Origin of the sequence: Corynebacterium sp. KPL2850 (assembly GCF_040225855.1) — a bacterium.
Lineage (GTDB): Bacteria > Actinomycetota > Actinomycetes > Mycobacteriales > Mycobacteriaceae > Corynebacterium.
The window spans coordinates 1-26,478 of record NZ_JBEHFV010000016.1; the positions used below are offsets into that span (position 1 = coordinate 1).

28 protein-coding genes are annotated in these 26,478 nt (G+C 60.8%); 16 read left to right on the forward strand and 12 right to left on the reverse strand.

Going from position 1 to position 26,478, the window contains the following annotated elements; all coding sequences use genetic code 11:
• Positions 1-69: 69 nt before the first annotated feature.
• Both ABRP93_RS06655 and ABRP93_RS06660 read right to left on the reverse strand, forming a co-directional pair.
• Positions 70-471 (reverse strand): DEAD/DEAH box helicase family protein, encoded by a 402-nt coding sequence (locus ABRP93_RS06655; RefSeq protein ID WP_349887359.1) that lies wholly within the window; start codon positions 469-471, stop codon positions 70-72.
• A 2-nt stretch (positions 472-473) separates the two neighbouring features.
• A complete protein-coding gene (locus tag ABRP93_RS06660; protein ID WP_349887361.1) occupies positions 474-2,360 on the reverse strand; it encodes a site-specific DNA-methyltransferase in 1,887 nt (628 codons plus the stop codon).
• A gap of 198 nt (positions 2,361-2,558) precedes the next feature.
• On the opposite strand from ABRP93_RS06660, the gene ABRP93_RS06665 reads away from it, so the two are divergent.
• The 4 genes from ABRP93_RS06665 to ABRP93_RS06680 are packed head-to-tail and all read left to right on the forward strand — an operon-like array spanning position 2,559 to position 5,100.
• Entirely contained in the window at positions 2,559-3,890 is a 1,332-nt protein-coding gene (locus ABRP93_RS06665; RefSeq protein ID WP_349887362.1) for a DUF445 domain-containing protein, read from the forward strand.
• 33 nt (positions 3,891-3,923) lie between these two features.
• Positions 3,924-4,358: a CGLAU_01105 family protein gene (locus ABRP93_RS06670; protein WP_349887363.1), complete on the forward strand. Its 435-nt coding sequence runs from the start codon at positions 3,924-3,926 to the stop codon at positions 4,356-4,358.
• 5 nt (positions 4,359-4,363) lie between these two features.
• On the forward strand, positions 4,364-4,654 hold the full coding sequence (locus ABRP93_RS06675) for a DUF2516 family protein (protein ID WP_005280977.1): 291 nt from the start codon (positions 4,364-4,366) through the stop codon (positions 4,652-4,654).
• A 2-nt stretch (positions 4,655-4,656) separates the two neighbouring features.
• A complete protein-coding gene (locus ABRP93_RS06680) occupies positions 4,657-5,100 on the forward strand; it encodes a deoxyribose-phosphate aldolase (RefSeq protein WP_349887364.1) in 444 nt (147 codons plus the stop codon).
• A gap of 38 nt (positions 5,101-5,138) precedes the next feature.
• Here the strand turns inward: ABRP93_RS06680 and ABRP93_RS06685 are convergent, their stop codons facing one another.
• From ABRP93_RS06685 to ABRP93_RS06695, 3 genes are read right to left on the reverse strand one after another with little or no spacing between them, the layout of a single operon-like run.
• The gene (locus ABRP93_RS06685) at positions 5,139-5,942 is read right to left on the reverse strand and encodes an LmeA family phospholipid-binding protein (RefSeq protein WP_237801421.1); all 804 of its coding nucleotides are present in this window, start codon (positions 5,940-5,942) and stop codon (positions 5,139-5,141) included.
• 49 nt (positions 5,943-5,991) lie between these two features.
• The gene (locus tag ABRP93_RS06690; RefSeq protein WP_349887365.1) at positions 5,992-6,801 is read right to left on the reverse strand and encodes a class I SAM-dependent methyltransferase; all 810 of its coding nucleotides are present in this window, start codon (positions 6,799-6,801) and stop codon (positions 5,992-5,994) included.
• Positions 6,802-6,832: 31 nt separating this feature from the next.
• Positions 6,833-7,324 (reverse strand): DUF2505 domain-containing protein, encoded by a 492-nt coding sequence (locus tag ABRP93_RS06695; protein WP_284630701.1) that lies wholly within the window; start codon positions 7,322-7,324, stop codon positions 6,833-6,835.
• Between the two features lie 24 nt (positions 7,325-7,348).
• On the opposite strand from ABRP93_RS06695, the gene ABRP93_RS06700 reads away from it, so the two are divergent.
• A complete protein-coding gene (locus tag ABRP93_RS06700; RefSeq protein WP_349887366.1) occupies positions 7,349-8,476 on the forward strand; it encodes a UDP-N-acetylmuramate dehydrogenase in 1,128 nt (375 codons plus the stop codon).
• A gap of 150 nt (positions 8,477-8,626) precedes the next feature.
• Here the strand turns inward: ABRP93_RS06700 and ABRP93_RS06705 are convergent, their stop codons facing one another.
• Entirely contained in the window at positions 8,627-9,103 is a 477-nt protein-coding gene (locus tag ABRP93_RS06705; RefSeq protein WP_023016638.1) for an S-ribosylhomocysteine lyase, read from the reverse strand.
• A gap of 70 nt (positions 9,104-9,173) precedes the next feature.
• On the opposite strand from ABRP93_RS06705, the gene ABRP93_RS06710 reads away from it, so the two are divergent.
• A complete protein-coding gene (locus ABRP93_RS06710) occupies positions 9,174-10,379 on the forward strand; it encodes a YihY/virulence factor BrkB family protein (RefSeq protein WP_349887368.1) in 1,206 nt (401 codons plus the stop codon).
• A gap of 16 nt (positions 10,380-10,395) precedes the next feature.
• Here ABRP93_RS06710 and ABRP93_RS06715 read toward each other — a convergent pair whose 3' ends face one another.
• The 4 genes from ABRP93_RS06715 to ABRP93_RS06730 all read right to left on the reverse strand — a co-directional run bounded on the left by ABRP93_RS06715 (position 10,396) and on the right by ABRP93_RS06730 (position 15,966).
• Positions 10,396-11,913: an AMP-binding protein gene (locus ABRP93_RS06715; RefSeq protein ID WP_349887369.1), complete on the reverse strand. Its 1,518-nt coding sequence runs from the start codon at positions 11,911-11,913 to the stop codon at positions 10,396-10,398.
• Between the two features lie 11 nt (positions 11,914-11,924).
• Complete coding sequence (locus ABRP93_RS06720) at positions 11,925-13,634, reverse strand: long-chain-fatty-acid--CoA ligase (RefSeq protein ID WP_349887371.1); 1,710 nt, start codon at positions 13,632-13,634, stop codon at positions 11,925-11,927.
• Between the two features lie 87 nt (positions 13,635-13,721).
• Positions 13,722-14,234, reverse strand: coding sequence for a methylated-DNA--[protein]-cysteine S-methyltransferase (locus tag ABRP93_RS06725; protein WP_349887372.1), 513 nt, complete (start codon positions 14,232-14,234; stop codon positions 13,722-13,724).
• A 13-nt stretch (positions 14,235-14,247) separates the two neighbouring features.
• Entirely contained in the window at positions 14,248-15,966 is a 1,719-nt protein-coding gene (locus ABRP93_RS06730; protein ID WP_349887374.1) for a long-chain-fatty-acid--CoA ligase, read from the reverse strand.
• 66 nt (positions 15,967-16,032) lie between these two features.
• On the opposite strand from ABRP93_RS06730, the gene mshA reads away from it, so the two are divergent.
• The 4 genes from mshA (at position 16,033) to ABRP93_RS06750 (ending at position 20,124) form a co-directional block, all read left to right on the forward strand.
• Positions 16,033-17,298 carry a D-inositol-3-phosphate glycosyltransferase gene (gene mshA, locus ABRP93_RS06735; protein WP_349853384.1) on the forward strand — a complete coding sequence of 422 codons (1,266 nt, stop codon included), beginning with the start codon at positions 16,033-16,035 and terminating at the stop codon, positions 17,296-17,298.
• A 41-nt stretch (positions 17,299-17,339) separates the two neighbouring features.
• On the forward strand, positions 17,340-18,086 hold the full coding sequence (locus ABRP93_RS06740; RefSeq protein WP_349887376.1) for a phosphoglyceromutase: 747 nt from the start codon (positions 17,340-17,342) through the stop codon (positions 18,084-18,086).
• A 68-nt stretch (positions 18,087-18,154) separates the two neighbouring features.
• Entirely contained in the window at positions 18,155-19,417 is a 1,263-nt protein-coding gene (locus ABRP93_RS06745) for a sensor histidine kinase (protein WP_502879651.1), read from the forward strand.
• The gene (locus tag ABRP93_RS06750) at positions 19,414-20,124 is read left to right on the forward strand and encodes a response regulator transcription factor (protein WP_349887380.1); all 711 of its coding nucleotides are present in this window, start codon (positions 19,414-19,416) and stop codon (positions 20,122-20,124) included. Before ABRP93_RS06745 ends, ABRP93_RS06750 begins: the two co-directional genes overlap by 4 nt.
• 32 nt (positions 20,125-20,156) lie before the next feature.
• Here ABRP93_RS06750 and ABRP93_RS06755 read toward each other — a convergent pair whose 3' ends face one another.
• A complete protein-coding gene (locus ABRP93_RS06755; protein WP_349867578.1) occupies positions 20,157-21,056 on the reverse strand; it encodes a DUF3109 family protein in 900 nt (299 codons plus the stop codon).
• Between the two features lie 33 nt (positions 21,057-21,089).
• Between ABRP93_RS06755 and ABRP93_RS06760 the strand changes: the two genes are divergently transcribed.
• The 5 genes from ABRP93_RS06760 (at position 21,090) to ABRP93_RS06780 (ending at position 24,917) form a co-directional block, all read left to right on the forward strand.
• Entirely contained in the window at positions 21,090-22,019 is a 930-nt protein-coding gene (locus tag ABRP93_RS06760; RefSeq protein WP_349867579.1) for a Ppx/GppA family phosphatase, read from the forward strand.
• Between the two features lie 9 nt (positions 22,020-22,028).
• Positions 22,029-23,204: an Rv0497 family membrane protein gene (locus ABRP93_RS06765; protein ID WP_349887382.1), complete on the forward strand. Its 1,176-nt coding sequence runs from the start codon at positions 22,029-22,031 to the stop codon at positions 23,202-23,204.
• An 81-nt stretch (positions 23,205-23,285) separates the two neighbouring features.
• Entirely contained in the window at positions 23,286-24,077 is a 792-nt protein-coding gene (proC, locus tag ABRP93_RS06770) for a pyrroline-5-carboxylate reductase (RefSeq protein ID WP_349887384.1), read from the forward strand.
• 252 nt (positions 24,078-24,329) lie between these two features.
• Positions 24,330-24,518 carry a helix-turn-helix domain-containing protein gene (locus ABRP93_RS06775; RefSeq protein WP_005276651.1) on the forward strand — a complete coding sequence of 63 codons (189 nt, stop codon included), beginning with the start codon at positions 24,330-24,332 and terminating at the stop codon, positions 24,516-24,518.
• Between the two features lie 297 nt (positions 24,519-24,815).
• Entirely contained in the window at positions 24,816-24,917 is a 102-nt protein-coding gene (locus ABRP93_RS06780; RefSeq protein ID WP_003855542.1) for a 30S ribosomal protein bS22, read from the forward strand.
• A 110-nt stretch (positions 24,918-25,027) separates the two neighbouring features.
• Here the strand turns inward: ABRP93_RS06780 and ABRP93_RS06785 are convergent, their stop codons facing one another.
• Complete coding sequence (locus ABRP93_RS06785; RefSeq protein WP_349887386.1) at positions 25,028-26,065, reverse strand: HAD family hydrolase; 1,038 nt, start codon at positions 26,063-26,065, stop codon at positions 25,028-25,030.
• 97 nt (positions 26,066-26,162) lie between these two features.
• Between ABRP93_RS06785 and ABRP93_RS06790 the strand changes: the two genes are divergently transcribed.
• Positions 26,163-26,402, forward strand: coding sequence for a glutaredoxin family protein (locus ABRP93_RS06790; RefSeq protein WP_349887387.1), 240 nt, complete (start codon positions 26,163-26,165; stop codon positions 26,400-26,402).
• Positions 26,403-26,478 lie beyond the last annotated feature (76 nt).

The window sequence follows — 26,478 nt, forward strand, 5'->3', positions numbered from 1 at the left end:
GTGGCATGGTGGAAAGGTACCTCACTTCCCCAGCGAGATGCTGGTTTCAAGGTGTCCACCATCTGGGGGTCAGGTCCTCGCTTGCCCCAAAGAAAGCTGACCGGCATCCGTACGTAGATGATGCACATCATTAGGGGTAATGACGTGAGGTGGTACTCGAAAGCCTCCCAGGTAGCGTTTGCTACCCAGATTGAAATCATCCACCGTCTTGTTTTGGACAACGGTGCTTGGAGTAATCACCATGACCTTGTTGTGGCCTTGGTGACGCAAATACTCAATTAGAGCAGCCATGACATAGGTCTTGCCAGCACCAGTGGCAAGGTTAAGAATCTGTGGTTGCTGCGGATCGAAATCACCGGATTCAAGCCGTGTTACAGCGGCCTTGAGCGCTTCGCGGTTGGGCTCACGCAGATTGAAATCACTCGCGATTTCAGCAATTAGATTGTTATCAACGGTTACGTTTAGAGACATTGTTAACGGTCCTCTCGTGAATCAACAATGGAGATAGGTTCAACGATTTCTACTTTGTCGTCTTCATCGGGATTTGATGGTGCGTTTGGGAAGACTCCGAATGGTATGTGGATAATGCGTGAGCCGTTTTCGAATGAGGAGAGGTAGTCGCGCACGTCTTCGTCGACCATAGTGGCAGCGATGTCTACGCTGCATCCTTCTGGTAGATGCGATATGGCTTCATCTACCTTGGCTTTGTCTACGAGGCCTTCTACTACGGCGAGTCGCTTTCGGTTGTAGTGGCCGTCGAAGTAGGAGTCCCCGGAGCTGAGATAAAAGCCGAGGTTGGCGGCAATAGAACGAACGAGTGTTTCACCTTCTGCGGCTTCAGTGAGGAAGGTCAGTCTCAGTTCTGGGTCATAGTCAAAGCACTCGGGGGCTAAGTGGGCAACGGTGAATCCTCCACCTCCACGCCAGTTCACCGTGTCTTTGGACTTTTTGGTCTTGACGAGATTTTTTACTGCCTTGATAGCTGGATTTATTTTAAGTTCAGGTTCGTCCTGTATCGCCTTGTTGAGCAAAGAAGTAAGTCTCTGGGCATCTTCTGGGTCAAGGCGTTCAGGTAGACCTGTTTTGGTAGCATCTAGGCGTTTGCCCTTGGTGAGCGTGATTCCGCCGTAGTCTTCATTGTTGATGACTTTTTCTAAGCGGGGTTTGGTAAACCGGTGGAAGGTATCTTCCACCAATTCGCAGGTTACCCAGCGTCGGCCCATTTTCTGAGCTACCGCTGCTGTTGTGCCTGAGCCGGCAAAGCAGTCCAATACAATATCGCCGGGGTCGGTGGCTATGTGGATAATGCGCTCCAACAAACGCTCCGGCTTAGGGGTGGAAAAGGGGTCGGTTCCTGGGAAAAGGGCTTGAATCTCCCGTTTGGCAGTGGTGGTCGAGCCCAACTCTTCTGCTTTCCAAAAGGTATCGGGTACTACTACTGAGTCAATTTCGGATTGGAACCGTTTGATCTGGGGGGGGGCAGCATCTCCTTTAGGACCAAACCAAATTCGCCCATCCTTAAGAAGCGCTTCGTATCCTTCAAGCGGTCGCGGCCAGCAACGTCCTACTGGCGGTGTGATTACTCGGCCAGAAGGAAGCGTAATCGGGTACTCCATATTTGGGCGGTGGCCTGGTGCTGCAAACGGAGCCGTTTTCCACGGCCCTCTTGGATCGTCATCCAAATTCTTAAACTCAGCTTTTAAGGGGATCTTATTCAGAGTTTTCCGAATTTTTCCGCGATCCTTAGCGAAACAGATGATGGTGTCGTGGGAAATGGAAATGTCTGCATCATTCGACTTAGACGTACGTTTCTGCCAAATAAATTCCGCTACAAAATTTTCTACTCCGAATATTTCATCCAGTAAAAGTTTCATACGGTGGTTTTCTACGTCGTCAAGGTGTACCCATATTAAGCCATTATCACTGAGTAAAGTGCGCATGTTGAGCAGGCAGTCGCGCATCATTGTCAGCCATACGGAGTGCTCTAGGTTGTCTTCGTAGCTGGCAAAGGATTGTGCAGTGTTAAAAGGAGGGTCGATGTAGATACATTTGACTTGCCCTACGTATTTGTCCGATATTTCGGGACTACGGGTTAATGCTTCAAGAACGTCGCCAGACTCACCAAGAATGAGCAAGTTATCGTCTTGAGGCAGAAAGTCTGCCCTTTCAGAGTAGGTAGTACTGTCATCCTTGTTTCCCTGTCGGGCCGTGAAGCGCTTATCAAAGACTAGAGGCCGTGTTTGGCAATACCGGGGATCAGTAGGCTCAACCCATGCATAACCGTATTTTCCTTCGTTCAGCGGGATAAGAGCTTTGTCCTTGTTGTACCACGTCAGCTCAAGTTTGCTGCGTTTGATCATAGAGAATTTACCTTTCAAACTCAGTTGATGTCATTCTACGTGGCGTCCCGACATTGAGCAGACAACTTATTATCTAAAAGTTTGGGCCCAGTTGGTTGGGGAATCACGGTAGATTCATCGTGGCAGCCCCACGCACTAATGTTGAGCAATGTATTTGCTGTCCACCACGAAATCTCATCTAATCCCCAAGGAGAACACATGACGCACCGTTCGGACGCAGAGCTCGATACGGCTAGGGAGCCGGCATCGTCAGGCACCGGTGTGCCGCGGGCCGGTAACCAGGAGGCGCGCCGGGCGGACCTGCGGCGGTGGAAGGCGATTGCGCTGTCGCTGCTTTTGCTGGCGGCGGTGATCTTTTTGGGGTGCTCGTGGTGGCAGGCATCGGAAAGCGGGGCCCCGGTGTGGGTCGGCTACGTGCGTGCGGCGGCGGAGGCTGGCATGGTCGGTGGCCTGGCGGACTGGTTTGCGGTGACGGCACTGTTCCGCCGGCCGATGGGCCTGCCCATCCCACACACGGCGCTGATTCCGAATAATAAGGACCGCGTGGGCGATGCGCTGAAGGACTTTGTGGAGGAGAATTTCCTGACCGCGGATGCGCTGAGCGCCAAGGTGCGGGATGCGGAGCTGCCGCTGTGGTTGGCGCGCCAGGGGGCAGAACCCGGCAAGGCGGAGGAAGTCTCCGAATGGATTGGTGAGCGCGCCGCCAGTGTGGTGGAGGACCTCGACCCGGCTGAGGCGGAGCAGTTCATCCGCACCCAGGTCATGGACCGCCTGGCGGAGCCGGAATGGGGGCCGCCGTTGGGCCGGTTGCTGGAGGGCTATATCGCGGACGGCAAGGCGCGCCCGCTGGAGGATGACCTCATTGATTGGGCACACAAGAAGATTCTTGGCATGGAATCGACGGTGGTCACGGCCATCGATGAGCGCATGCCCGGGTGGGCGCCGCGCTTTGCCCGCGAGATGGTGGGGGACAAGGTCTATAACGAGCTCGTTAATTTCGCCGACGAGGTCCGCCGCGATGGCAACCACGAGGCTCGCCTGGCCATTCGCCGCAACCTATCCAAGCTGGCTGCGGACCTGCAATGGGATGCGGATATGCGCGAGCGCATTGAGAACATTAAGCAAGAGATGCTCGCCTCTGACCAGGTGCAGCAGGCACCCGCAGCGATGTGGCGCACGATTTCTACCACGCTCATTGATCAGTTCAATGACCCGGAGTCCTTCCTGCGGCAGAAGATGACGGCCAAGGTGAAGGAATTGGCGCACCGGTTGCTCGAGGATTCCGAGTTCTTGGCCCAGGCCAATGACCTCGTGGACAAGGCCGCGCGCTACGCGGTCGAGAAATTCGCCCCGGAAATCATCGCGATCATCCCGGAGACCATCAAGCGCTGGGATGCGCAGGAGGCTTCGCAGAATATCGAGCTGATGGTGGGCAAGGATCTGCAATTTATTCGCCTTAACGGCACGATCGTCGGCTCCCTGGCAGGCTTGGCCATATATGCTGTTAATCATCTCATTTTCGGCGCCTAATGCACCGGAATAATACGTCACACGGAGGATTTCATGACTGAGAAGAAGAAACTTTTTAATTCCCTGAAGGAAGCCGGCGCGTCCGCGCTGAATACCGCCAAGGACTTCGGCGGCCGCCTGCAGGAAGAGCGAGAGAACCAGGGCGCGCAGGGCGCAGGTGCGCAGGGCCCACAGGGCGAGAACGACGGCATGCTGGATAAGGCCACCACTACCGCCAAGCAGTGGGGCGCGTCCATTAAGAAGGCCGCGGAAGAAACCCGCGACTCGGAGGCTTTCTCTGAGGCCAAGGACAAGTTCGCGGATGCGTACAAGGAAACGAGCGAGGGCGTGAAGGACGCGTATGACTATGCCCAGGAGCGCGTGAACGAGAAGAAGAACGCGCCCAAGAACGGTAATTCCGCTGCTGCGGAGAGTGACGATAATATTATCGATGGCGAAGTTATCGATACCGACGAACCCACGAATTAATCTGCATGTACCTCTTACTTGACATTGCCTATAAGTTTCCCATCTACTTCTTCCAGGTCCTGACCATTACCGCCATCATCGGGGCCGTGCTCGCAGCATCGACGCGCGAGGACGCGTTTCGGGCCGGCGACCGCAAGGGTAAATGGGTATGGGTAGGCCTGCTTGCGGGCTCGGCGGTGGCGATGGCTACTGGCCTGCAATTTTTGGCGTGGATTGGCACGGTCATCACCGGCATCTACTGGTTTGACGTGCGCCCGCAGCTCAAGGCCATCATCAACGGCGACTACAGCTACTAAGCATGAAAAATCTCCTGCACGCTTCCGCCGCCGAAGTCAGGGAGCAGTCCGCCGGGCAGCATGTGCTGGTCTCGCCGCACCACGTGACGGTGGCGGCTGCAGCAGAACCGGCGGGCATTACCGCCGTGGCGGGCTATCCCACCGGCCGGCACCACACGCTCATCAAGGCCTCTGAGGCCCGCCTGGCCATCCAGTCCGGCGCGGACGAGGTGTGGGTCAGCGTTGACGCCACGCTTGCCGATGCCACCCCCATCCTCTCCGAGCTCGTCGCCATCCGCGAAGCCTGCCCGGACCCGGCCCGCGTGGGCCTCATCCTGCCGGAGACAGAACCGGCGCGGTCCCTCGCGGAAACTGCCGCCGCCCAGGCGGGATTTCACAAACTCGTCATAGAAAAAGGCAGCGAGCTGTCCAGCTCACTGCCAGTCGTAGAATTTCCCGCCGCCTAAGTAGTGCCCTAGGTCGGCCGCTTCTTTGGCCGACTCTTTTAGGCGGCCTTCTTCTGCTCGCCGCTCTCGGCGGAGAAGTGGTCCATATCGTTCATCGGAACATCGGTGCCGGTGATGGTCAGCGTGAGCTTGCCGTCGCCCACGTCCACGGATTCGACCTGCATGTCATTGGCAACGAGCTGCTCAGACATGCCGTCCTGCAAGGCATCAGAAATGGCGCTGGTGGCTTGCTCTGGCAGGGAGAGGCCAAAGATGGCGGCCTCGGTGGCATTGATCTCCAGCTTGCCGTCACGGGCGGTGGGCTTGAGCGAAAGGCTGGCCAAGCCGCCGCCGAATTTCACTTCCAGCTCGTCGCTCTGGTCATTCGCGGTGATTTCAGTGACCACCATATTCCCAATGGTTTCGCTGCCGGATTGGTCCGAGATTCCCTTTTGGAAGCTCGCCAGCAGATAGTCATCCGGAACGGTGGTGGTGGCGCGGAGGAAGCCGGCCACTGGGTTATCTGCATCCGTGGACATATCTTCCACGTGGATTTCAGAGGCGGGTTGACCCTTGATCTGCGAGCCTTCGATCTGCAGGGTCGACGGCGTGGTCATATCCATCTGGGAAATCGAGCCGCGCATAAGCCCAAAAAGGAGGGGGCTGCCGCCAAAGCTTACCGAGGGATCCTCCGTGACCTCGATGCCTTCTTCTTTGGCGCTATTTTTAAACTCCTCGGTCATCTGGTTACCAATGAACCAGCGCAGGCCAAATTCGGCGATGAGGATTAAAACAAGCAGCGCTACGAGGACGCCTACGACAATTTTCCAAGCGAGCGATCCGCCCGATTTCTTTGCAGCCATGACTACCAGTGTGGCGCATGAGGCGGCCGGTGGCAATGTGTGCTGGATATTAGCGGGGCGCGATGCTCTCCCAGCTCACAGTGAGCATATTATCGCGCAGCCGGCGGCGGGGAGGCTGGAGGTTAAAGGGGACATCGGCAAGCAGGGCTTGTGCCATGCGCCATCGCACCCGCGGGCCGTGCGGGGCCCACCCGGCGGTGCGATCCCAGGCCCTATCGGCGGCCTGCAGGAGCTCGTGGATGGGCTCGCCGGGCACGTTGCGGTGGATGAGCACCTTGGGCAGGCGCTCTGCCACATCGGAAGGGCGGGCCACGTCGAAGGGATCCCACGCGAGCGTTAGCGTCTTCGGGCCATGCTGATCGAGCAGGATCCACGCCGCGCGCCGGCCCAGCTCATCGCAGGTGCCTTCCACGAAGAACCCGCCGGGGGCCAAGCGCGAGCACACCGTTTGCCAGGCCTCCGCAACCTGGTCCACATCGTATTGGCGCAGCACATTAAAGGCGCGCACCAGCTGCGGCCGGTAGCCCGCAAGCTCGAATCCGCCCAGCTCAAAGCGCACGCCATCGCGCGGTGGCAGCACCCGGTCCGGGTGGATTTCCAGCCCGCGCACATCCACGCGGGGATTGATGCGGCGCAGCCACCGCGCCCACTCCACGGTGGTGGTATGGGAGGCACCGTAGCCCACGTCGAGCGCGAGCGGGGTGCGCACGTGGCGCAGCAGCGCCGAGATTTCCGGGTGCGCCACCATCCACCTATCGCAGCGCCGCAGCCGGTTGTAGTTGGTGGTGCCGCGGGTAATAACGCCAAAAGGCCGACCCGCTGTTGCGCTGGCGCGCAGGTTATGAGCGTGGTCGGCCATGGGAATCGGTGGATGCTAAGGCTGGGATGCCTTAGGAGTTTTCAGAAATCCACTGTTCGGTCAGCTTGCCCTCGTTATCAAAGAGCTCTGCCAGGGATTCGCCCACCTTCGGCTCGATGGCTGCACCCATCATCGGGATCTTGACAGAGATCTCGTTGGTGTAGGTCAGCTTGGTCATCTCGCCCTCGCCGGCCAGGGAAATCTCGCCCTTGAAGTCCACCGGGGTGCCCTTGACGTCTGCGGTGTAGTTGACGTCAGCGGCCTGGCCGTTGAGCTCGCCCACGGTGACTACGCGCTTGACCTTGAGGTCCTGCGAGACCATGGCGCGCACAGCCTCTGGCAAGAGGGTGGTCGGCAGAACCTCGTAGAGAGTTGCTACGTTATCGGAGAAATCGTGAACCTGGCCTGCCTCCGGGGAAAGATTTTCCACGATGTACTCCCAGTACCCCTGGGTAAGCAGCGCCTTGTGAACCATGTCGATAGGCTGATTGATGGTTACGGTGTTTTCACTACGAGTTGACATGCTTAACAGACTACCTTGGTATACGTGCTTGATAAATTTTTGACGCAACAACTCACAGCAATCGACGGCGTAGACGTGGATCCCACGGCGAGCTTTGCCGATCTCACCACCTTGCGCGTGGGGGGAAAGCCACAGGTCACGTTGCGTTGTTCACGGCCCGAAGCGGCGGTTGCGGCACTGCGGTACCTAGAGAAAGAAAAGATTCCCTTCATCGTGGTGGGCGGCGGCTCCAACCTGCTGGTTTCTGATGGCGAGGTAGACGTGGTCGCCGTTGTCCTGGACTTTGCCGCAGTGGACATGGATACCGAGACTGGCCTCGTGCGCGCCCAAGCCGGCGCGGTATGGGACGAGGTCGTGGCGGAATCCGTGGCGCAGTCCCTGGGCGGCATTGAGTGCTTGTCCGGCATTCCCGGCACGGTGGGCGCGGTGCCCGTGCAAAACGTGGGTGCCTATGGAGCCGAGATTTCTGAGGTCTTGGCCCGCGTGCGCCTGTATAACCTGCGTACCGATGCCGATGAGTGGGTTCCCGTCTCCGATCTCGATCTGGCCTACCGCTACTCCAACCTGAAATTCACCGGCCGCGCGGTGGTACTCGAGGTCGAATTGCAATTGACCACGGACGGGCTCTCTCGCCCCCTGCGCTTTGGGCAGCTTACCGATGCCCCCGGCGAGCGCCGCCCCGTCGCCCAAGTCCGCGAGGAGGTCCTCGCCTTGCGCCGCGGCAAGGGCATGGTGCTCGATGCCGCCGACCACGACACCTGGTCCGCAGGCTCCTTCTTCACTAACCCCGTGGTTGAATCCAGCGTCGCCGACGCCATCCAGGACAAGGTGCGCGCCACGCTTGGCGATGCCCCCGCCGACCGCATGCCCCGCCACCTCGCCACCGCTCCAGCACAGGGCGAATCGTCCCTGCGCGAGAAGCTATCGGCCGCCTGGCTTATTGATAACGCTGGGTTCACGAAGGGCTACCCCGGCTCCGGGCCGGCAACGCTATCCACCAAGCACACCCTGGCGCTGACCAATCGCGGAAACGCGAGCGCCGCCGACATCGTCGCGCTGGCCCGCACGATCCGCGATGGCGTGCGCGAAGCATTTGGCGTTGAGCTCGTTCCCGAGCCGGTGTGGCTGGGCGTATCCATGGACGAGGACTAGGCCGCGCGCACATAAAAACGTCCAAAACAACCGCGTTCTTCTAAAATTCGCCCTCATTTTTGGCGAAACGCGGTTGTTTTGGACGTATGTGTTGCTTGCGGGCGGCGCGGGCGGCGCAAAAGCCGCCCCGGAAAAGTGCCCGGCGCAGCCTTAGGCAGCCATGACCTCGAGCCACTCCGGCTTGGCATCCAAGAACTTGCGGGCTGCATCCTGCGCGCCCTTCAAGCTGTGGTGCGCGCCCCAACCGCACTGCTCTTCGTTGGCGGCGGGAACCTCGGTGGCGGAAAGGATATCGTTCAGCGCACCCTCAACGGCGCGCAGCAATTCATCCTGCTCCATGCCGTTGGTGATGGCATAGAAGCCGGTGCGGCAGCCCATAGGAGCAAAGCCGATGAGCTTATCGGTGTAGTTGCGCATAAAGTTGGCCATCATGTGCTCCACGGAGTGCAGTGCCTCCGTGTCCAAGTGCTCCTTATTGGGCTGGCAGAAGCGCAGGTCATACTTGATAATCTCCACGCCGCCGCCCAAATCGGTGCGGTCAGCCACGCGGATATAAGGCGCGCTGACGAGGCGGTGGTCGAGCTCGAAGGACTTGACGTTAATCTTTTCTTGGTTCTGTTCAGTCATACTCCCCAGCCTAATCGCTGCGAGTGTCACTTCACAGAATAGATTCTTAGGCCGCATACGCTGCGTAACTATGAGTGCCTTGGACGATGCCCCCGCAACCGACAGCAAGCAAGCCCGGAAGCAGACTGCCCAACAGCAAAAGATTGTGCCAAGCACCGTTACCAGCCTAGTCACCGTGGAAAGCCCGGCCGCCGATGTCGATCCGTGGGCGCGCGGCAACCGCCTGCGCAAGGACAGCTGGGGTCTGGTAATGCGACGCGTGTGGGCTGATTTCTTCCACGATGCCTTAATGGACCGCGCCGCCGCGATGACCTACTTCACCCTCATGGCCTTCGCGCCCACTGTCCTGGCGGCATATTCCATTGCCACGCTGGTCTTTTCTTCGCGCCGGGGCGAAGTGGAGGCACTGACTGCGCAGTTCATTGATACCTACGTGCCACGCTCCATGGCGGAGGAGGCCGGCACCATTGTCAGCTCCATTATCGGTTCCACACGGGAGGGAACGTTTGCGCTGGTGGTCTCCGTCCTGATTTCACTCTTCGCCGCCTCGGCGTATGTGCGTGCCTTCTCGCGTACCGCCAATACGGTCTACGGCCGGGTGGAAGGACGCGGAACCATTCGCACATGGGCATTGATGTGGGCCATTACCGTGGTCCTAGTCATCGGCGCGGTGGTGGTGCTGTGTGCCAATTTATTGCGCGATACCGTCGTGGACAGCGTCATCGAGCCCGTGGCGCTCCGGCTGGGGCTGCACGGCACCGTGGACTTTATCGGCAGCATTTTTATGCCCGTGTGGAATTGGTTGCGCTTCCCTATAACGGTCGTGGTGGCGCTGGCGCTCATTGCCGTGTGGTACCACTTTGCGCCGAACGTTCGGCCCAGCCGCTTCCGGTGGATCACCTTGGGTTCGGTGGTAGCGCTGCTGACGAACCTGGTGGTGTGGGGCGCATTTTCCCTCTACATCAAGTACCTGGCAGGGGTGAGCATTTACGGGGCATTCGGTACGGTCATGGCGGTATTTATGACCGTCTGGCTGTCCAATACGATGCTGATTTTGGGCATCAAGATCGATGCGGAGGTCCTGCGTGCCAAGGAGCTGCAGCTGGGGCTGCATGCCGAGCGCTATATTCAGGCCCCGCCGCGCTCCGAATTCGCGGCACAACAGCAGGTGCGGGCGAAACAGAAGCTAGAGGAGCGCTCGGGGCGCATCTTCGCTGGTGCCGCCCGCAGCGAGCACCGCACCCGGAGCGAGCACCGCACCCGCGCCGGGAAGTAGTTTCTCCCGCCGCGAGTTAGCGGGAAGCAACCTCTGCCATCAAGATTTCCTGCACCTGGCGGCGGCGCAGCTTGCCCAATTGGTCGGTCGGCAATTCTTCTTGCACCACGAAATGGCGCGGGACCTTATAGCGGGCCAAGAGGCCACGGCAGTGTTCGCGCAGCGCTTCCGCGTCGAAGGCGGCACCGGGGTGGAGCACCAGGCAGGCGGCGACGTCCTCGGAACCATCGGCGCGTGGGACGCCCGCCACCGCAGCTTGGCCCACCGCGGGGTGGCTCAACAGTGCATGTTCCACCTCGCTGGGAAAGACGTTAAATCCACCGGTGATGATGACTTCTTTAATCCGGCCCACCAGCCGGAAATGTCCATCGGCCTCGCGCACGCCCATATCGCCGGTGCGCAGCCAATCGCCGTGGAATGCCTCCCGCGTGGCGGCTGGATTGCCGAGGTAGCCTGCAAAAACCTGGGGCCCGCGGGCAAGTATCTCGCCGGGGGTGCCATCGGGTTGGCTGCGGTCTAGGTCATCGGGATCCCCGATGCGCAGTTCGGTATCGGCAAGCGGCTTGCCGATGGTCCCCACGCGCCGACCCTCACCAAGCGGATTAATGGTCAGCACGGGGGAAGCCTCCGTGAGCCCGTAGCCCTCGACGAGCATGCCGCCGCTGCGGTCTTGCCAGGGCTCGATGATGCGCGCGGGCAGCGATGCCGCCCCGGAAATGGCGTAGCGCACCCCGCCCAAATCTGCGGCTGCTTCAGCGGCCTGCTCGTCCATGGCGCGCTCATAAATGGTGGGAACACCCGGCATCCACGTCGGCCGACGCTGCGCTAAGGCGCTGACGACGGCCGCCGGACGCGGGGAGGGCAACAGGATGATCTCGGCGGCGCAGCGCACCGCGAGCAATACGCTCATGGTCAGCCCATAGGAGTGGAACATCGGCAACGTGGCGAGGAAACGCTCGTGGCCGGGGCGCAGATCGGCCTGGGCTTCTAATTGGATGCAATTAGCGGCGAGGTTGCCGTGCGTGAGCAGCACGCCCTTGGGCTGGCCGGTGGTGCCGGAGGTGTAGAGGATAAGGGCGGCATCGGCAAGCGCGGACTCGCGGTGGGGTACCGGGGCTCCGGACAGGGGAAGCGGCGCCTCCAGGGACACGGGGATCACCGTGCTGGCCATGCCGTTGACCACGGCGGCAACCTGATCCCAGACCAGGGCGATGCGGGCGCCGTGGTGGGCAAAGAGTGGGGCCAGCTCGTGGGCGGTGTACTGAGGGTTATGTTCGACCACGACCGCGCCCAGGCGCAGCACCGCGAAAAAGGCGATGAGGTGTTGCGGGGAGTTGGGCAAGACCAGCGCTACTCGGTCGCCGGGGCGGATTCCCATCTCCCGCAGGGCGCCGGCGGCAGCGGCGATGCGGGTATCAAGCTCCGCGTAGCTTAAGGTCTCGCCGCCGAAATAGGTGGCGGGACGGTGGGGGAAGTTGGCTACGGCGGTGGCGAGGAAATCCGTCAGCGTGGCGTCGTACTCGAGGTCTGACATGGTGGTTAATACTAAGCCTTCTGCTTGAGGAGATCGAGGAGATCCTGCTGCACCATGCGGCGGCGGACCTTGCCCAGCTGGTCCGAAGCCAGCTCCTCAAAGTGGTAGAAGGTGCGCGGAACCTTGTAGCGGGTCAGGCGCTCGCGGCAGTACTCCTTGAGGCCTTCTGGGTCCAAGACGGCGCCGTCGCGCAGGATGACGCAGGCGACGACGTCCTCGGAGCCATCCTTGCGCGGGCGTCCCACCACGGCGACCTCCTTGACGTCTGGGTGCTTGCGCACCACTTCTTCGACCTCGGCCGGGTAGACATTAAAACCGCCGGTGATGATGATTTCCTTGATGCGGCTGACCAGCTTGACCCAGCCGTCCTCATCCATGGTGGCCATATCGCCGGTGCGGAACCAACCGTTGTGGAAGGACTCCTCGGTGGCCTTTTCGTTATTGAAATAGCCCTGGAAGATCTGCGGCCCGCGAGCCAGCATCTCTCCCGGTTCGCCATCCGGCTGGGTTTCATCGAGATTATCCGGATTGCCAATGCGCACCTCGGTATCGGGGAAGGGCAGGCCCACATAGCCCGGGCGGCGGGTGCCGTTCATGGGGTTGCCAATGAGAACGGGTGAGGTCTCCGTCATGCCGAAGCCCTCTACGAGGCGGCCGCCGGTCATGGATTCCCAGCGCTCCATCACATCAACCGGCAGGGTAGCGGCGCCAGAGAAGGCATTGCTGATGCCGGTGAGATCCACGCCCTTGTCCTCGGCGGCGTCCATTATCTTCTCGTACAGCGTGGGCACGCCCGGCAGCCAGGTGGGGGTGTGCTTCTTAACGATGTCCATGATGAGCGGCATCTGCGGGGACGGAACCAAGATGAGCTCGGCGCCGAAGTAGATGCTGAGCACGCACAACGTGGTCATGCCGTAGGCGTGGAAGAGTGGCAAGGCGGCGAGGAAGCGCTGCTCGGTGGTATCCATATTCGGCAGCCAGGCCTCGCCCTGCACGCAGTTGTTGATGAGGTTGCCGTGCGAAAGCAGCGCGCCCTTGGGTTTTCCGGTGGTGCCGGAGGTGTAGAGGATAAGCGCGATATCGTCCTGCGTGACCTTGGCAATCTCGAGGTCCTTGCCGTCACCGCCGATGGCAGAACCGATAAGCGTGGACCAGGCCACGGTATTCGGGGCCGCGCTGGTCAACTGCTCGCGCTTGGCGGCCAGCGGCGGCAGGGGAATCCGGAGCGCGAGGCGCTTTAGCGGCGGCATCGCGTCGATCATGTTGACGGAGACGATGGTCTCTAGCGGGGTGGTGGCGCGCAGCTTATTCAGCGTCGGAGCCGTCTTATCCCACGCGATGGCCACGCGCGCACCGTGGTCCTGGAAAAGCCCCTCGAGCTCGTGGGCGGTGTAGAGGGGGTTGTGCTCCACCGCGGTGGCCCCCAGCAACTGGACAGCATAAAACGCCACGACGTGTTGGGGGCAGTTGGGCATGACGATGGCGACCCTATCGCCAGGCCGGATGCCAAAGGCCTTAAGGCCCGCTGCGGCGGCGCGCACCTGTGCGTCTAATTCCACGTAGTTCTGCGTATTACCGAAGAAGTAGGTAGCGGACTTATTCGCATTGATGCGGAGGTTGTTGACGTAGTAGTCAACGATGGTTTTATCGCCATAATCAAGCTTGGCGGGGGTCCAGTCGCTGTAGTGCTTAATCCAGGCCCGGGATTCGTATGCAGACACGCGCTACCCTTTCGTTTGCTAAAGAAAAATATTACAAAGGGCGAGTATACCCAGAACATGAGGAAATCCTCTAGTTTTCTTCGAGTGTCAGCAAAAACGCTTGATATTGAGGCCGCCGGCATAACCGCCAAGCGTTCCATCGCTGCGCAGCACGCGGTGGCAGGGCCGGATAATCGGCAGGGGATTGGCACCGCAGGCGGTGCCGACCGCCCGGGTAGCAGCGGGGCGACCTACGGCGACGGCGAGCTCGCCATAGCTTGCGACCTCGCCGTAGCCAATGGTGTCTAGCTGCGCGTGAATCAGGGCGCGAAATTCGGTCGTCGGCGCTGGATTAAGTGGCAGATCGAACTCGCGGCGGGTGCCCGCGAAATACTCCGCGAGCTGCGCTTCGGCCGCGTCGAGGATCGCGGCGCCGCGCTTGTCGGTGCCCCTATTTTCCTCGCCGCTCTGGCCGCTGTGCACCTTGCTTGCCTCGTTGTGGCCCGACTGGACCGCAACGTTGCGGCCCGACTGGACCGCACCGAAATCCACGCGGGATAGCCCGTCTGCATCCGCGGTGAGCAGCAGCGGGCCAATGGGGGTATCGATGGTGCGCAGCATGGTGGTATGAACTCTAAGAGTTCTTCTCCGCTTCGAGGCGGTTGATGAGGTCTTCTTGCACCTCGCGGCGGCGGATCTTGCCCATCTGGTCCTTGGCCAGCTCCTCAAAGTGGTAGAAGGTGCGCGGGACCTTGTAGCGGGTCAAGCGCTCGCGGCAGTACTCCTTGAGGCTTTCAGGGTCGAGCGCGGCGCCATCGGCAAGATCGAGGCAGGCAACGACGTCTTCGGAGCCGTCCTCGCGCGGGCGGCCCACCACGGCGGCGTCGTCGACGCTGGGGTGCTCGCGCAGGATTTCTTCGACCTCGCCCGGGTAGACGTTGAAACCACCGGTGATGATGATTTCCTTGATGCGGCTGACCAAGCGGATGAAGCCGTCTTCTTCCATGATGCCCATGTCACCGGTGCGGAACCAGTCGCCGTGGAAGGCGGCGTCGGTGGCTTCCTGGTTATTGAGGTAGCCCTTGAAAATCTGCGGGCCGCGGGCCAGCACCTCGCCCTCAACGCCATCTGGCTGGGTCTCATCCAGGTTATCGGGGTTGGCGATGCGCACCTCGGTATCCGGGAAGGGGATGCCCACATAGCCGGGGCGGCGGTCGGTGCTCATGGGGTTACCCACGATGATGGGCGAGCACTCGGTAAGGCCATAGCCTTCCACGAGCAAGCCGCCGGTGGAGTGTTCCCACTTATTAACGGTCTCAGAAGGCAGGGTGGATGCGCCGGAGAAAGCTGCGCGCACGCCCTTGATGGGAACCTCTTGCTCCTCGGCGGCCTTGACGATGCGCTCGTACAAGGTAGGAACGCCCGGGACCCAGGTCGGGGTGTGCTTCTTCATCAGCTGCATGATGAGCGGGATCTGCGGCACGGGCAAGATGACCAATTCTCCGCCGATGAGCTGGGCCAAGGTGACGTTCATGGTCAGGCCGTACGCGTGGAAGAAGGGCAGGGCGGCGAGCATGCGCTCTGGCTTATCGCCCAAGCCCGGAACCCAGGCCTTGCCCTGGAGTAGGTTGGACACGAGGTTGCCGTGCGAAAGCATCGCACCCTTGGGTGCGCCGGTGGTGCCGGAGGTGTACATCACCAGCGCGATGGTGTCCTTATCAATGTCCTCCGGCGTTTTGATATCGCTGCCGTTGCCACCGATGGCATCACCAATCAGCGCCTCCCACGGCACGGTATTTGGCGCGGGGGCAGAAAGCTGCTCGCGCTTGGCCTTGAGCGGGGGAAGCGGCAAGCGCAGCGCGGCGCGCTGCAGGGTGGGCATGGCGTTGATCATGTTGATGGACACGACCGTTTCCAGGTTGGTGGTAGCCCGCAGCTTCTCCAGGGTGGGGGCGGCCTTGTCCCAGGCGATGGCGATGCGCGCGCCGTGGTCTTGGAACAGGCCTTCCAACTCGTGGGCGGTATAAAGCGGGTTGTGTAGCACTACCTGGGCGCCGAGTTTCAAAATGGCGTAAAAGGCCGCGATGTACTGCGGGCTATTGGGGGCGACGATGGCTACGCGGTCACCGGGGCGCACGCCGAAGGCCTTAAGTCCCGCAGCGGCGGCGCGCACTTGGCGGTCCAGCTCGGAATAGTTTTGGGTACGCCCAAAGAAATACGTGGCTGACTTATCGCCATTGACCTCGAGGTTATTGTCATACAGGTCTAACAGGGTGGTGTTGCCGTATTCGAGGCTGTGCGGCGTCCACTCCGGGTAATACTGGAGCCATGCCTTTGATTCATAAGCGGACAATGCGTGACCTTTCGGTAGCGTAGGTTGTTGGCAGGGGCCAGTATAGCGCCGCTAAAATGGGACAACATGCGCATCGCCATGATTTCTATGCATACCTCCCCCATTGAGCAGCCTGGCTCCGGGGATGCCGGCGGAATGAACGTCTACGTTTTAAATATTGCCTGCCAATTAGCCCAGCTTGGCGTCGAGGTGGATGTCTATACCCGCGCTACCCGCCCCAGCCACAAAGAAATCGTGGACGTGGCCCCCAACTTGCGGGTGATTAACATCGTGGCAGGCCCCTTTGAGGGACTAGAAAAGGAAGATCTGCCCACCCAGCTCGCGGCCTTTTCCGGCGGAGTGATGCAATTCGCTAAATGGCAGGGCAAAAAATATGATCTCATTCATTCCCACTACTGGCTTTCCGGCCAGGTGGGGTGGCTGCTGCGCGATCTATGGGGCATCCCCCTTGTTCATACCGCCCACACCTTGGCCGCGGTGAAAAACGCCTACCGCACCGCCGAGGACACCGTGGAATCAGAGGCGCGGCGCATCTGCGAACAGCAACTGGTAGATAATGCCGATCTCCTCGTGGTCAATACCGATCAGGAAGCCCGTGACCTGGCCGAGCACTACGATGCCGAGCGCGACATTATCCGCGTGGTTTCACCAGGCGCGGACGTGGGGCTTTTTACCCCCGGCACCGACCGCAATACGGAGCGTTCCCGCCGTGAGCTGGGTATCCCGTTGCACACTAAGGTCGTGGCCTTTGTGGGGCGCCTGCAGAAATTCAAGGGGCCGGAGGTGCTCATCCGCACCGCCGCGGAGCTCTGCCGCCGTGAGCCCACCCGCGATTTTCGGGTGCTCATCTGCGGTGGACCATCTGGAGCCAATGCCTCACCGGAGGCGTATAGGGAACTGGCGCGGGAGTTGGGCGTCGAAAAGCGCGTGCGCTTTTTAGGCCCCCGCCCGCCCGAAGAGCTGGTGGGCGTGTACCGCGCCGCCGATATTGTGGCGGTGCCCAGCTACAACGAGTCCTTTGGCCTGGTGGCGCTCGAGGCCCAGGCTTCTGGCACGCCGGTCGTCGCTGCGGCCGTGGGTGGGTTGCCCATCGCCGTCGTCGATGGTGAGACCGGCCTGCTGGTACCGTCCCACGACCCGCAGGAGTGGGCGGATTCCTTGAGCCAGCTGCTTGATGATGACGCCCGGCGCATCGCCATGGGCGAGGCCGCCGTCGCGCATGCCGCGCGCTTTAGCTGGACCAACACGGCCCGAGAGTTGACGGAGATTTATGCCGAAGCCCAGCAGATTCCCGTGCCTGACTGCCACCAACGCCGGGCGATGGGAGATTAGCTTCACTGACGCGCCGGGCGGTTTCGTGGCATGCTGGAGGCATGACTAACGGAAAACTGATTCTTCTTCGTCACGGCCAATCCACCTGGAATGAATCCAACCAATTTACCGGTTGGGTCGATGTTGATCTGACAGAAAAGGGCGAGGCAGAGGCCAAGCGCGGCGGCGAGCTGCTCGCGCAAGAAAGCATCCTGCCCAACGTGCTGTACACCTCGTTGCTGCGCCGCGCCATCCGCACCGCCAATATCGCGCTGGACGCGGCCGACCGCCACTGGATCCCGGTCATCCGCAACTGGCGCCTCAATGAGCGCCACTACGGTGCGCTGCAGGGCCTGAACAAGGCTGAGACCAAGGAAGAATATGGCGAGGACCAGTTCATGGCATGGCGCCGTTCCTATGACACGCGCCCGCCCGAGCTTGCCGATGACGCCGAGTACTCCCAGGCCAACGACCCCCGCTACGCGGACTTGGACAAGGTCCCACAGACGGAGTGCCTGAAGGACGTCGTCGAGCGCTTCGTGCCCTACTTCGAGGAAGAGATCCTGCCGCGGGCTAAGAAGGGCGAGTCCGTCATGATCGCAGCGCACGGCAACTCCCTGCGCGCGTTGGTCAAGCACCTCGATGGCATTTCCGATGATGACATCGCCGGGCTGAATATTCCGACCGGTATCCCGCTGGTCTACGAGATTGCGGAGGATGGCTCCGTGGTCAACTCCGGCGGCACCTACCTGGACCCAGAGGCCGCCGAGGCCGGGGCCGCTGCCGTCGCCGCGCAGGGTGGCAAGTAACCTACCGCTGCATATAAGTCCCTGGGGAGGTGCTCCCTGGGGACTTTCTAATGGTTAGGCTTAAAGACGTGGAATTAATTTTTGTCTTTCTCGCGGGGGTGCTCGCCTGCGCGGTGGCGCTGCCATTAATTTCCCGGGTGCGCGAGCGCATGGCACGCCGCCATCGCGCCAGCGATGCCCAGGCAAACCAGGTCACTACCGTGAGCCAAGGCCTGCATCTTGCGGTTCAAGGCTCTCCCACGGCGCTGACGGTGCTCGATAGAAATCAGGAAATCATCCTGTCCAATCCCGCGGCGCACGAGATGTCCGTGGTCCACGATCGCGCCGTTAATCCGGAGATTTGGAAGACCGCGGAGCAGGTCTTTGAGGATAAGGAAACCCGCACCGTGGACCTGGCCATCCCTAAGCGCCGCACCGGGCGCCGCGTCACGCAGATCAAGGCCGTTATCAAGCCGCTGACGCTAAACGATGGCCGCTTTATCATCATCTACGGCACCGATGAGAGCGAAAACGTGCGCATGGAATCCGCGCGCCGCGATTTCGTGGCCAACGTCTCCCACGAGCTGAAAACCCCGGTCGGTGGCATCGCGCTGCTGGCAGAGGCCCTGCTCCAGGACCCCGAGGATCCGGAGCACGTGAAGTACTTCGGTACAAAAGTGCAAAAAGAGGCCAACCGCATGGCGGATATGGTCAGCGAGCTCATCTCCCTGTCCAAGCTGCAGGGTGCCGAAGCGCTACCGGAGATGGAACCGCTCTACGTAGACGATCTCATTGGCGAGGCTATTTCGCGCAACCAGCTCGCAGCAGACGCGCACTCCATTAAATTGACCCAAGGGCCTTCAGAAGGCGTGCAGGTCAACGGCGACCGTTCCCTTTTGGTAACGGCACTATCCAACCTCATTTCCAACGCGATTAATTATTCGCCGGAGGAATTGCCGGTCTCCGTCTCGCAGAAAGTGGTGGGGGATGACGTCGTGCTTATCCGGGTAACGGACCGCGGCATAGGCATCCCGCCGGAGCATCAAAAGCGCGTCTTCGAGCGCTTTTTCCGCGTTGACCAAGCCCGGTCGCGGCAGACGGGAGGCACTGGCCTAGGATTAGCAATTGTCAAACACGTGGTGGCCAACCACGGGGGCAATATCAAGCTGTGGTCGCGCCCGGGCACGGGCTCTACTTTCACCATCGAGTTGCCCCTATATAAGGAAAAGAAGCCAGCGCACGAGGCTGACTTGCAGGATAATGAAGACAAGGAATCCGTCGATGCGGCGGCTCCTGGGCTTCAGCGTGCAGTAGCACGCGTTGCAGCACGTCGAAAGGATAAAGCACAATGACCACCATTCTCATCGTGGAAGATGAAGAGTCGCTGGCCGATCCGCTGGCATTCTTACTCCGCAAGGAAGGTTTCGAGCCGATTATCGCCCTCGATGGCCCATCCGCGCTGGAGAAATTCGCCGAAAATGACATCGACATCGTGCTCCTTGATCTCATGCTGCCCGGCATGTCTGGCACCGACGTGTGCAAGCAGCTGCGCGCCACCTCCTCCGTGCCGGTCATCATGGTCACCGCGCGCGATGCGGAAATCGACAAGGTCGTGGGCCTAGAGCTGGGCGCGGATGATTACGTCACCAAACCGTATTCCTCCCGCGAGCTCATCGCCCGCATCCGCGCCGTGCTACGCCGCGGCAACGATCAGTCCTCCCGCGCGGATGCCGCGGAGAGCAGCGAGGTAGAAGACGAGCAGATCCTGTCCGGCGGCCGCGTGAAAATGGATGTGGAGCGCCACATCGTCACCGTGGCAGACGAGCCGGTGGCCATGCCGCTCAAGGAGTTTGACCTGCTGGAATACCTCCTGCGCAATGCCGGGCGCGTGCTGACCCGCGGCCAGCTCATTGATCGCATCTGGGGTGCGGATTACGTGGGCGATACCAAGACGCTAGACGTGCACATCAAGCGCCTGCGCACCAAGATTGAGGAGCACCCCTCCCGCCCGAAGCACCTGGTGACGGTGCGCGGGCTGGGCTATAAATTCGAGCTCTAGCACCGGCCAGCGCTCGCGCGCCGGCCAAAACTCTAATACCAGCCGGCCTTGATGCTGGCTGGGTGCTGGGTGAGCTGTACGCCGTGCTCGGCGGCTTCTGCGCGGGCCTGGCACTGTGCGGCCAAAATATCGTAGCTTTCGCGCCCCATGAGCGCGACGAGCTCGTCTTCGTGCGATTGCCACATTGGCAGCGGATTGGCGTGGCAGGCGCTATCGGTAGAGCAGTACCAATCAAAGTCTTCGCCGCCATTGCCCCAACCGCGGCGGTCATATTCGCCGATGGTGGTGCGTAAAATCTCCTGCCCGTCGGGGCGCTCCTCGTAGTCCTCATAGCGCCGCAGTGGCAGCTGCCAGCATACTTCCGGCTTGACCACCGTCAGCTCCTCGCCGCTATCTACAGCCCACTGGTGCAGCGCGCAGCCAGTCCCCGTTTCCCAGCCGGCGCGATTGGCAAAGATGCAGGCGCCATCCACGATGGGGGTTTTCAGCGCCGGTTCGGGCTTACCGTCCTCGCCATCAAGCTCGTCCCATTCCAACCACGGCTCTAGCTCATCGGTGTTTTCTTGAGCCAGGAACTCATCTACCCCCGCTGGGCGCAGCTGCCAGTAGCGCGCGGGCATGCGGGAAACGGCATCATAAAGCTGGTCGCGGTCTTGTTCATCGGCCATATATGCACCGTGCACGCAGCAGCCCACCTCGGGTTGGCTCTTGTCGATGCCCCGGCACGCCGACGTACCAAATTGGCAGCTGTAGTGCGATTCTACCCACGTGAGGTCGATGGAAAAGACGTGGTAAGGGTCGTTTGGGTTGGTAAATTCGAACCACTCCCGCGGAAAATCTGGGGCCTCTTCGCGTCCGGCTTTAATCGATGCCGCCGCTGGCGAACTCGCGGGAAAACCTAGGTAAACGGTGTCAGATTTTGGGCGATTCACACCTAACCACGGTAGACCTACTACGCTATTGGTGTGCGATTAGGTGTATTAGACGTCGGAAGTAATACCGTCCACCTCGTTGCGGTCGATGCCGCAATGGGGGGACGGCCTACTCCGATGAGCGATTGGAAGACCCCACTCCGGCTGGTGGAACAGCTGGATAAGAAGGGAAACATCCACGAAAAGGGCCTGAAAAAGCTCATTAGCGCCGTGGGTGAGGCAAGTGAGCTGGGGGAAAAACTCGGGTGCGCCGAACTCATCGCCTTCGCGACCTCCGCGGTCCGCTCTGCCCCTAACTCTGATGAAGTACTCGATGAGGTGGAAAAGCAGACCGGCGTGCGCCTGCAGATCCTCTCGGGCGTGGAAGAAGCGCAGCTTACCTTCCTCGCTGCCCGCCGCTGGTACGGCTGGTCCGCTGGACGCATCACCAACTTGGACATCGGTGGTGGCTCTCTGGAGCTATCCACCGGTACCGATGAGCACCCTGACCTGGCTTTCTCGCTTGACCTGGGTGCAGGGCGGCTTACCCACAACTGGTTCGATACCGATCCGCCGGAGAAAAAGAAGGTTAGTGCGCTGCGTGATTTCATCGATGCAGAGCTAGAGGATGCCGTCACCCAGATGAAGGCGATGGGGCCTGCCGGCCTAGCCGTGGGAACCTCGAAAACCTTCCGCACGCTGTCGCGGCTTACCGGCGCGGCGCCCTCGTCTGCAGGGCCATATGTCAAGCGCACATTGACCGCACCGGGCCTGCGCCAATTGATTTCATTCATCACGCGCATGACTGCAGCAGACAGAGCGGACCTTGAGGGTGTAAGTTCGAACCGATCGCACCAAATCGTCGCCGGCGCTTTGGTTGCCGAGGCAAGCATGCGAGCTCTGGGAATTGAGAAGTTAGAAATCTGCCCGTGGGCGCTGCGCGAAGGTGTTATTTTGCGCCGGACCGACAAGGGATTGGAATAGGAAGAGATCATGGCTGACGAAAAACAGTTGACCGTGGCCGAGCTGCTGGCTCGCAATAAGAAGGACCGCACGGATAAGGACGAGAAGACCTCTCGCCGCCGTCGGCGCAGCCTCGATGAAGGCGGCGTATCCGTTGCCGAGCTCACCGGTAGCCTCAAGAAGGTAAAGTCCACCCCGCCAGAGGCGAAGCATACCAACGTATCCATCGATGATGACGCCCCTGTCATCCGCGCGCCGAAGTCCAAGGACGAACAATCCGGACAGGATAAGGCTCAGCAGGCGAGCGATTCCACGGCGAAGCCGACCGGTTCCAAGCCTGCGCAAAAGCTATCCCAGCCTAAATCCACTTCCCCTAAGCCGGCCGCCGAGAAGCCTTCCGCTGGTACCCCCACCGCGTCCCCGGCCCCGAAGCAGAACGGGAAGCCGAGTGAGCCGACCGCTTCTCCCAAGCCAGCGGCGGGGTCTGCCTCGCGGCCGACGGCCAAGCCTGCCCCAGGACAGAAGGCAAACGCGCAGGCGGCAAAGAAGCCTGCGCAGTCGGAGCCAGAGGACAAGGCGAGCGCTAAGGACGCTGAGAAGAAGTCTCATCAGCCGTCCGCGGATGACACTGCGGTGATGCAGCGCATCGATAAGTCGCAGTCCTCGCAGGACAAGCGCAAGGACGCTGCTGACGCCGCTGAATCCAGCGCCAAGGAAAAGGCGGGAGCAGCTGGCGCTGCCGGGGCAGGTGCTGCTGCAGCGAGCGCAGCGGGAGCGAAGGCCGACGCGAAGAACTCAGCAGGCGCCAAGGATGCTAAGGACACCAAGGACGCTGGAACCAAGGGCAAGTCTGCCGCGCCAACGCAGAAGCCTGCGGCGACCGCGAAGAAATCCGACGATACCGGCGAGCTGTCCCAGGTGCGGGACGAGGAAGTCACCGAAGAGCACGAGAAGCTCAACCCCATGTCCATCGTCATCATGGTGGTTGTGGGGATCGTCTTGGCGGTCGTCATCTTCAAGGGCTTTGAAGTGCTTTGGGATAATTTCCCGCGCGTCGTCGTGGCCATCTTGGCGCTCTGCGTGACCGCAATTATGGCCGGCGTTACGCATGCGCTGCGCACCGCCCGAGATGGCTTCTCCATGTCCCTTGCGGGCATTACCGGCCTCATATTGACCTTTGGGCCACTGCTTTTGGTTATGCTTTAAACCAGCGACTGGCTGAGAACCACCCGGCTGCTTCCTAGATGGAGGTAGCCGGGTGTCGTTATTTTTGGCATGGTGGAGACTATGACAAAGATTGCAATTTTAGGTGGAGGACAAATCGGTGAGGCTTTGACCTCGGGTCTTGTGGAATCGGGTTTTAATGCTTCCGATATCACGGTGACCAACCGCACCGCCTCCCGCGGTGAAGAACTCAAGAGCAACTATGGCGTTAACGTCTCGGCGGATAATGCCGCGGCGGTCGACGGCGCGGATTATATCTTCGCGTCCGTCAAGCCTTATGCCATCCTGGACCTGCTGAGTGAGATTAACCCGGCCAAGGACGCCGTGGTGGTCTCTATGGCCGCAGGGCTGACGCTGGAGGCCCTGCAGGCTGCTGCGGGCGACGGCGTGCCGGTTGTGCGCGTTATGCCCAATACGCCGATGCTGGTGCGCCGCGGCATGTGCACCTGCGCCGCCGGCGAGCACGTCACTGAGGCCCAGATGCAGGGCGTGACGGAGCTGCTCGAGGCCGTGGGTGAGGTCGCGGTCATTCCGGAGAAGAACATCGACGCCGCGACAGCCCTGGCTGGTTCCTCGCCGGCCTACTTCTTCCTTGTGGCAGAGGCGCTTGTCGATGCCGGCGTGCAGCTCGGCCTTCCCCGCGATATCGCCGAAAAGCTCGCCGCCCAGGCAGCTGCCGGCTCCGGCGATATGTTGGCCAACTCCGGCCGCTCGGCAACGCAGCTGCGTGCGGGCGTGACCTCGCCAGGCGGCACCACCGCCGCGGCCGTGCGCGAGCTGGAAGAGTCCGGCCTGCGCGGTGCGTTCTACCGCGCCGCCCAAGCCTGCTCCGATAAGGCTAAGGAGCTGGGCTAAGAGCCCACCTAATGCGGCCCCGTTCCCCGTGGTGGGGGTGTAGGTACCTCTCACCACTCAGGGGCCGTACGGGAGCCATGGGGTGGTTGTTACGCAGCGCTTTTGGCGGTGAACTGAACAACTGCTGTGAAAAAATTTGGCACTTGGGTCGCATTAGTCACATGTTTCACGATAGGCTGGAACGAGCACGTGCGTGAAGTCCTGTGGGAGGGGAAGCCTACAGCGCGTAACGAGCTGAAGGGTTAGATAATTATGGCAAATGAAGAAAAAGGAACCTTTCTGACGATCGCGGAGGTCGCCGAAATCATGCGCGTCTCCAAGATGACTGTCTACCGTTTGGTTCACGCAGGCGAAATGCCGGCAGTCCGCGTCGGACGCTCTTTCCGCGTTCACGAGTCTGCCGTCAACGAGTACCTCGAGGCATCCGTTTACGGAGCGTAGGGTCTCGCGCCTTCAAGGCAGCGCCCACTTCTGTTGGCCACTTTTGGTCAGCGGTGGTGGGCGCTGTTTGGTTTTATCTCGCGCGGTTTATTCTTGTTCCGTGCGCTCCATTTCCGCGGGGTGCCGCCCGGGCCACTTTTGGAGACACGCTGGGGACTAGGTAAGATGGATCGCATTCGTGTCGGCACGTCGTGATGGCCCGCATATGTGCGGCCAAGGTGGCAAAGAGTGCACCTTTGCCGTTTCAGGCGCCGGCAGGTTCACAGTACGTACTAAAAGAAAGTGAGGACGCCTGTTATGGGTTCTGTCATTAAGAAGCGCCGCAAGCGCATGTCCAAGAAGAAGCACCGCAAGATGTTGCGCCGCACCCGCGTGCAGCGTCGTAAGTTGGGTAAGTAAACCCAACAGCCCACGAATCCTCCGCACCGTGCCTTAGCGCGGTGGCGGAGGATTTCTGGTTTTCGGGCCGAAGCTGCTTCTACGCTGAGAGCGCTCCGCCGCGTGCGCTGCTACTTCCGGAAATAGCGCCAGCCACCAAAAGAGAAGGCGGCCGTAAGCAGTGCTGGCAGGCCATAGGTGCGGATGGCGCGGCGGATGGAGCGGTAGTCGCGGACGATCCAGCCGCGCTTCTCTGCAATTTTGCGCAGCTTGCGGTCCGGGTTGATGGCCACGGGGGTGCCCACCATGGTGAGCATGGGCATATCGTTCGCAGAATCGGAGTACGCGGTGCACCGGTCCAAATCGAGGCCCTCGATGGTAGCGAGGGCGGCCACGGCGTGCTTTTTGCCCGGGCCGTGGAGGATATCGCCCACCAAGCGGCCGGTGAATTTGCCGTCTTCTACCTCCGCGACGGTACCGAGGGCGCCGGTAAAACCGAAGCGACGCGCCAAGACCTGCGCGAGCTGGACTGGGGTAGCGGTAACCAGCCACACCTGTTGGCCGGCGGCCAGGTGCATCTCAGCGAGCTGCGTGGTGCCGGGGTACGCGCGGCGGGCGAGCGAGGCTTCGACGATTTCCTCGCAGAGATTGATGAGCTCGTCCACGCTGCGGCCTTTGACAAACTCCAACGCCTGCGCGCGGCCATCGGCAACGTCTTTTGCATTCTCCGCGCCAGAGAGGCGGAATTTTAGTTGCTTCCAGGCAACCGGGAGTATCTCAGAGATGCGGATATAGCGCCGACGGGCGAGCCCAAAGCCGAATTCCACCAAGGAGGAACCCTGAACGAGGGTATTGTCTACGTCGAAAAAGGCGGCGGCGCCGACATCGACGGGGACGTCCGGATCCTGGTCCGTGATGCGCTGGGAGCCTGCGGCATCATATGAGCCGGAGACGGAGGCTATGCCGGAGGCGAAGTCCTCTAGCTCGAGGCCGAATTCCTCTAAAGCGGCGGTTGCGGCCGCCTCACCTGCGGCGCGCTGTTCTTCCTCGCCCAAGGGGGCTAGCGCCTGGTTTTCTAGAAAGTTGCGCAGATTGCCGCGCGAGGCCGTCCAATTGGCCAAAAAGTCGCGGGGAGATTCGGGAAATCCGGGGGGAGGTATAGCGGACACGAGTGGAGTAAACAGCTTTCGCAAACGCGGGGTGGACTAATATGTCCATAGTAAACGTTTCCACCGTCGGCGTCCGTATGAGGAGAACCCCGCCCCTATGTCCCAGCATGTAGTCGAGCTCATGGTGCGCCCCACCTGCGGTTCCTGTAAACGGGTAAAAGAGCAGATCACCCCCGTTATCCAAGGGGCCGGTGCCCAGCTGGAAGTGCGCAACGTGGAAGATAGCCGCGAGCTCGAGATGGAATTTGGCGACCGCGTTCCTGTTGTAGTGATAGACGGGGAAGAATTCGCCTGCTGGGAAGTCGATAACGAAGAGCTGGCCGCCGAGCTGCGCTGACGATTCGGGTTCCTCGCCCCAGCGGGGTAGTCTTTGGAACCATTGCGGTCAATCAAAAGGTTGAGGAGTGTGGAGC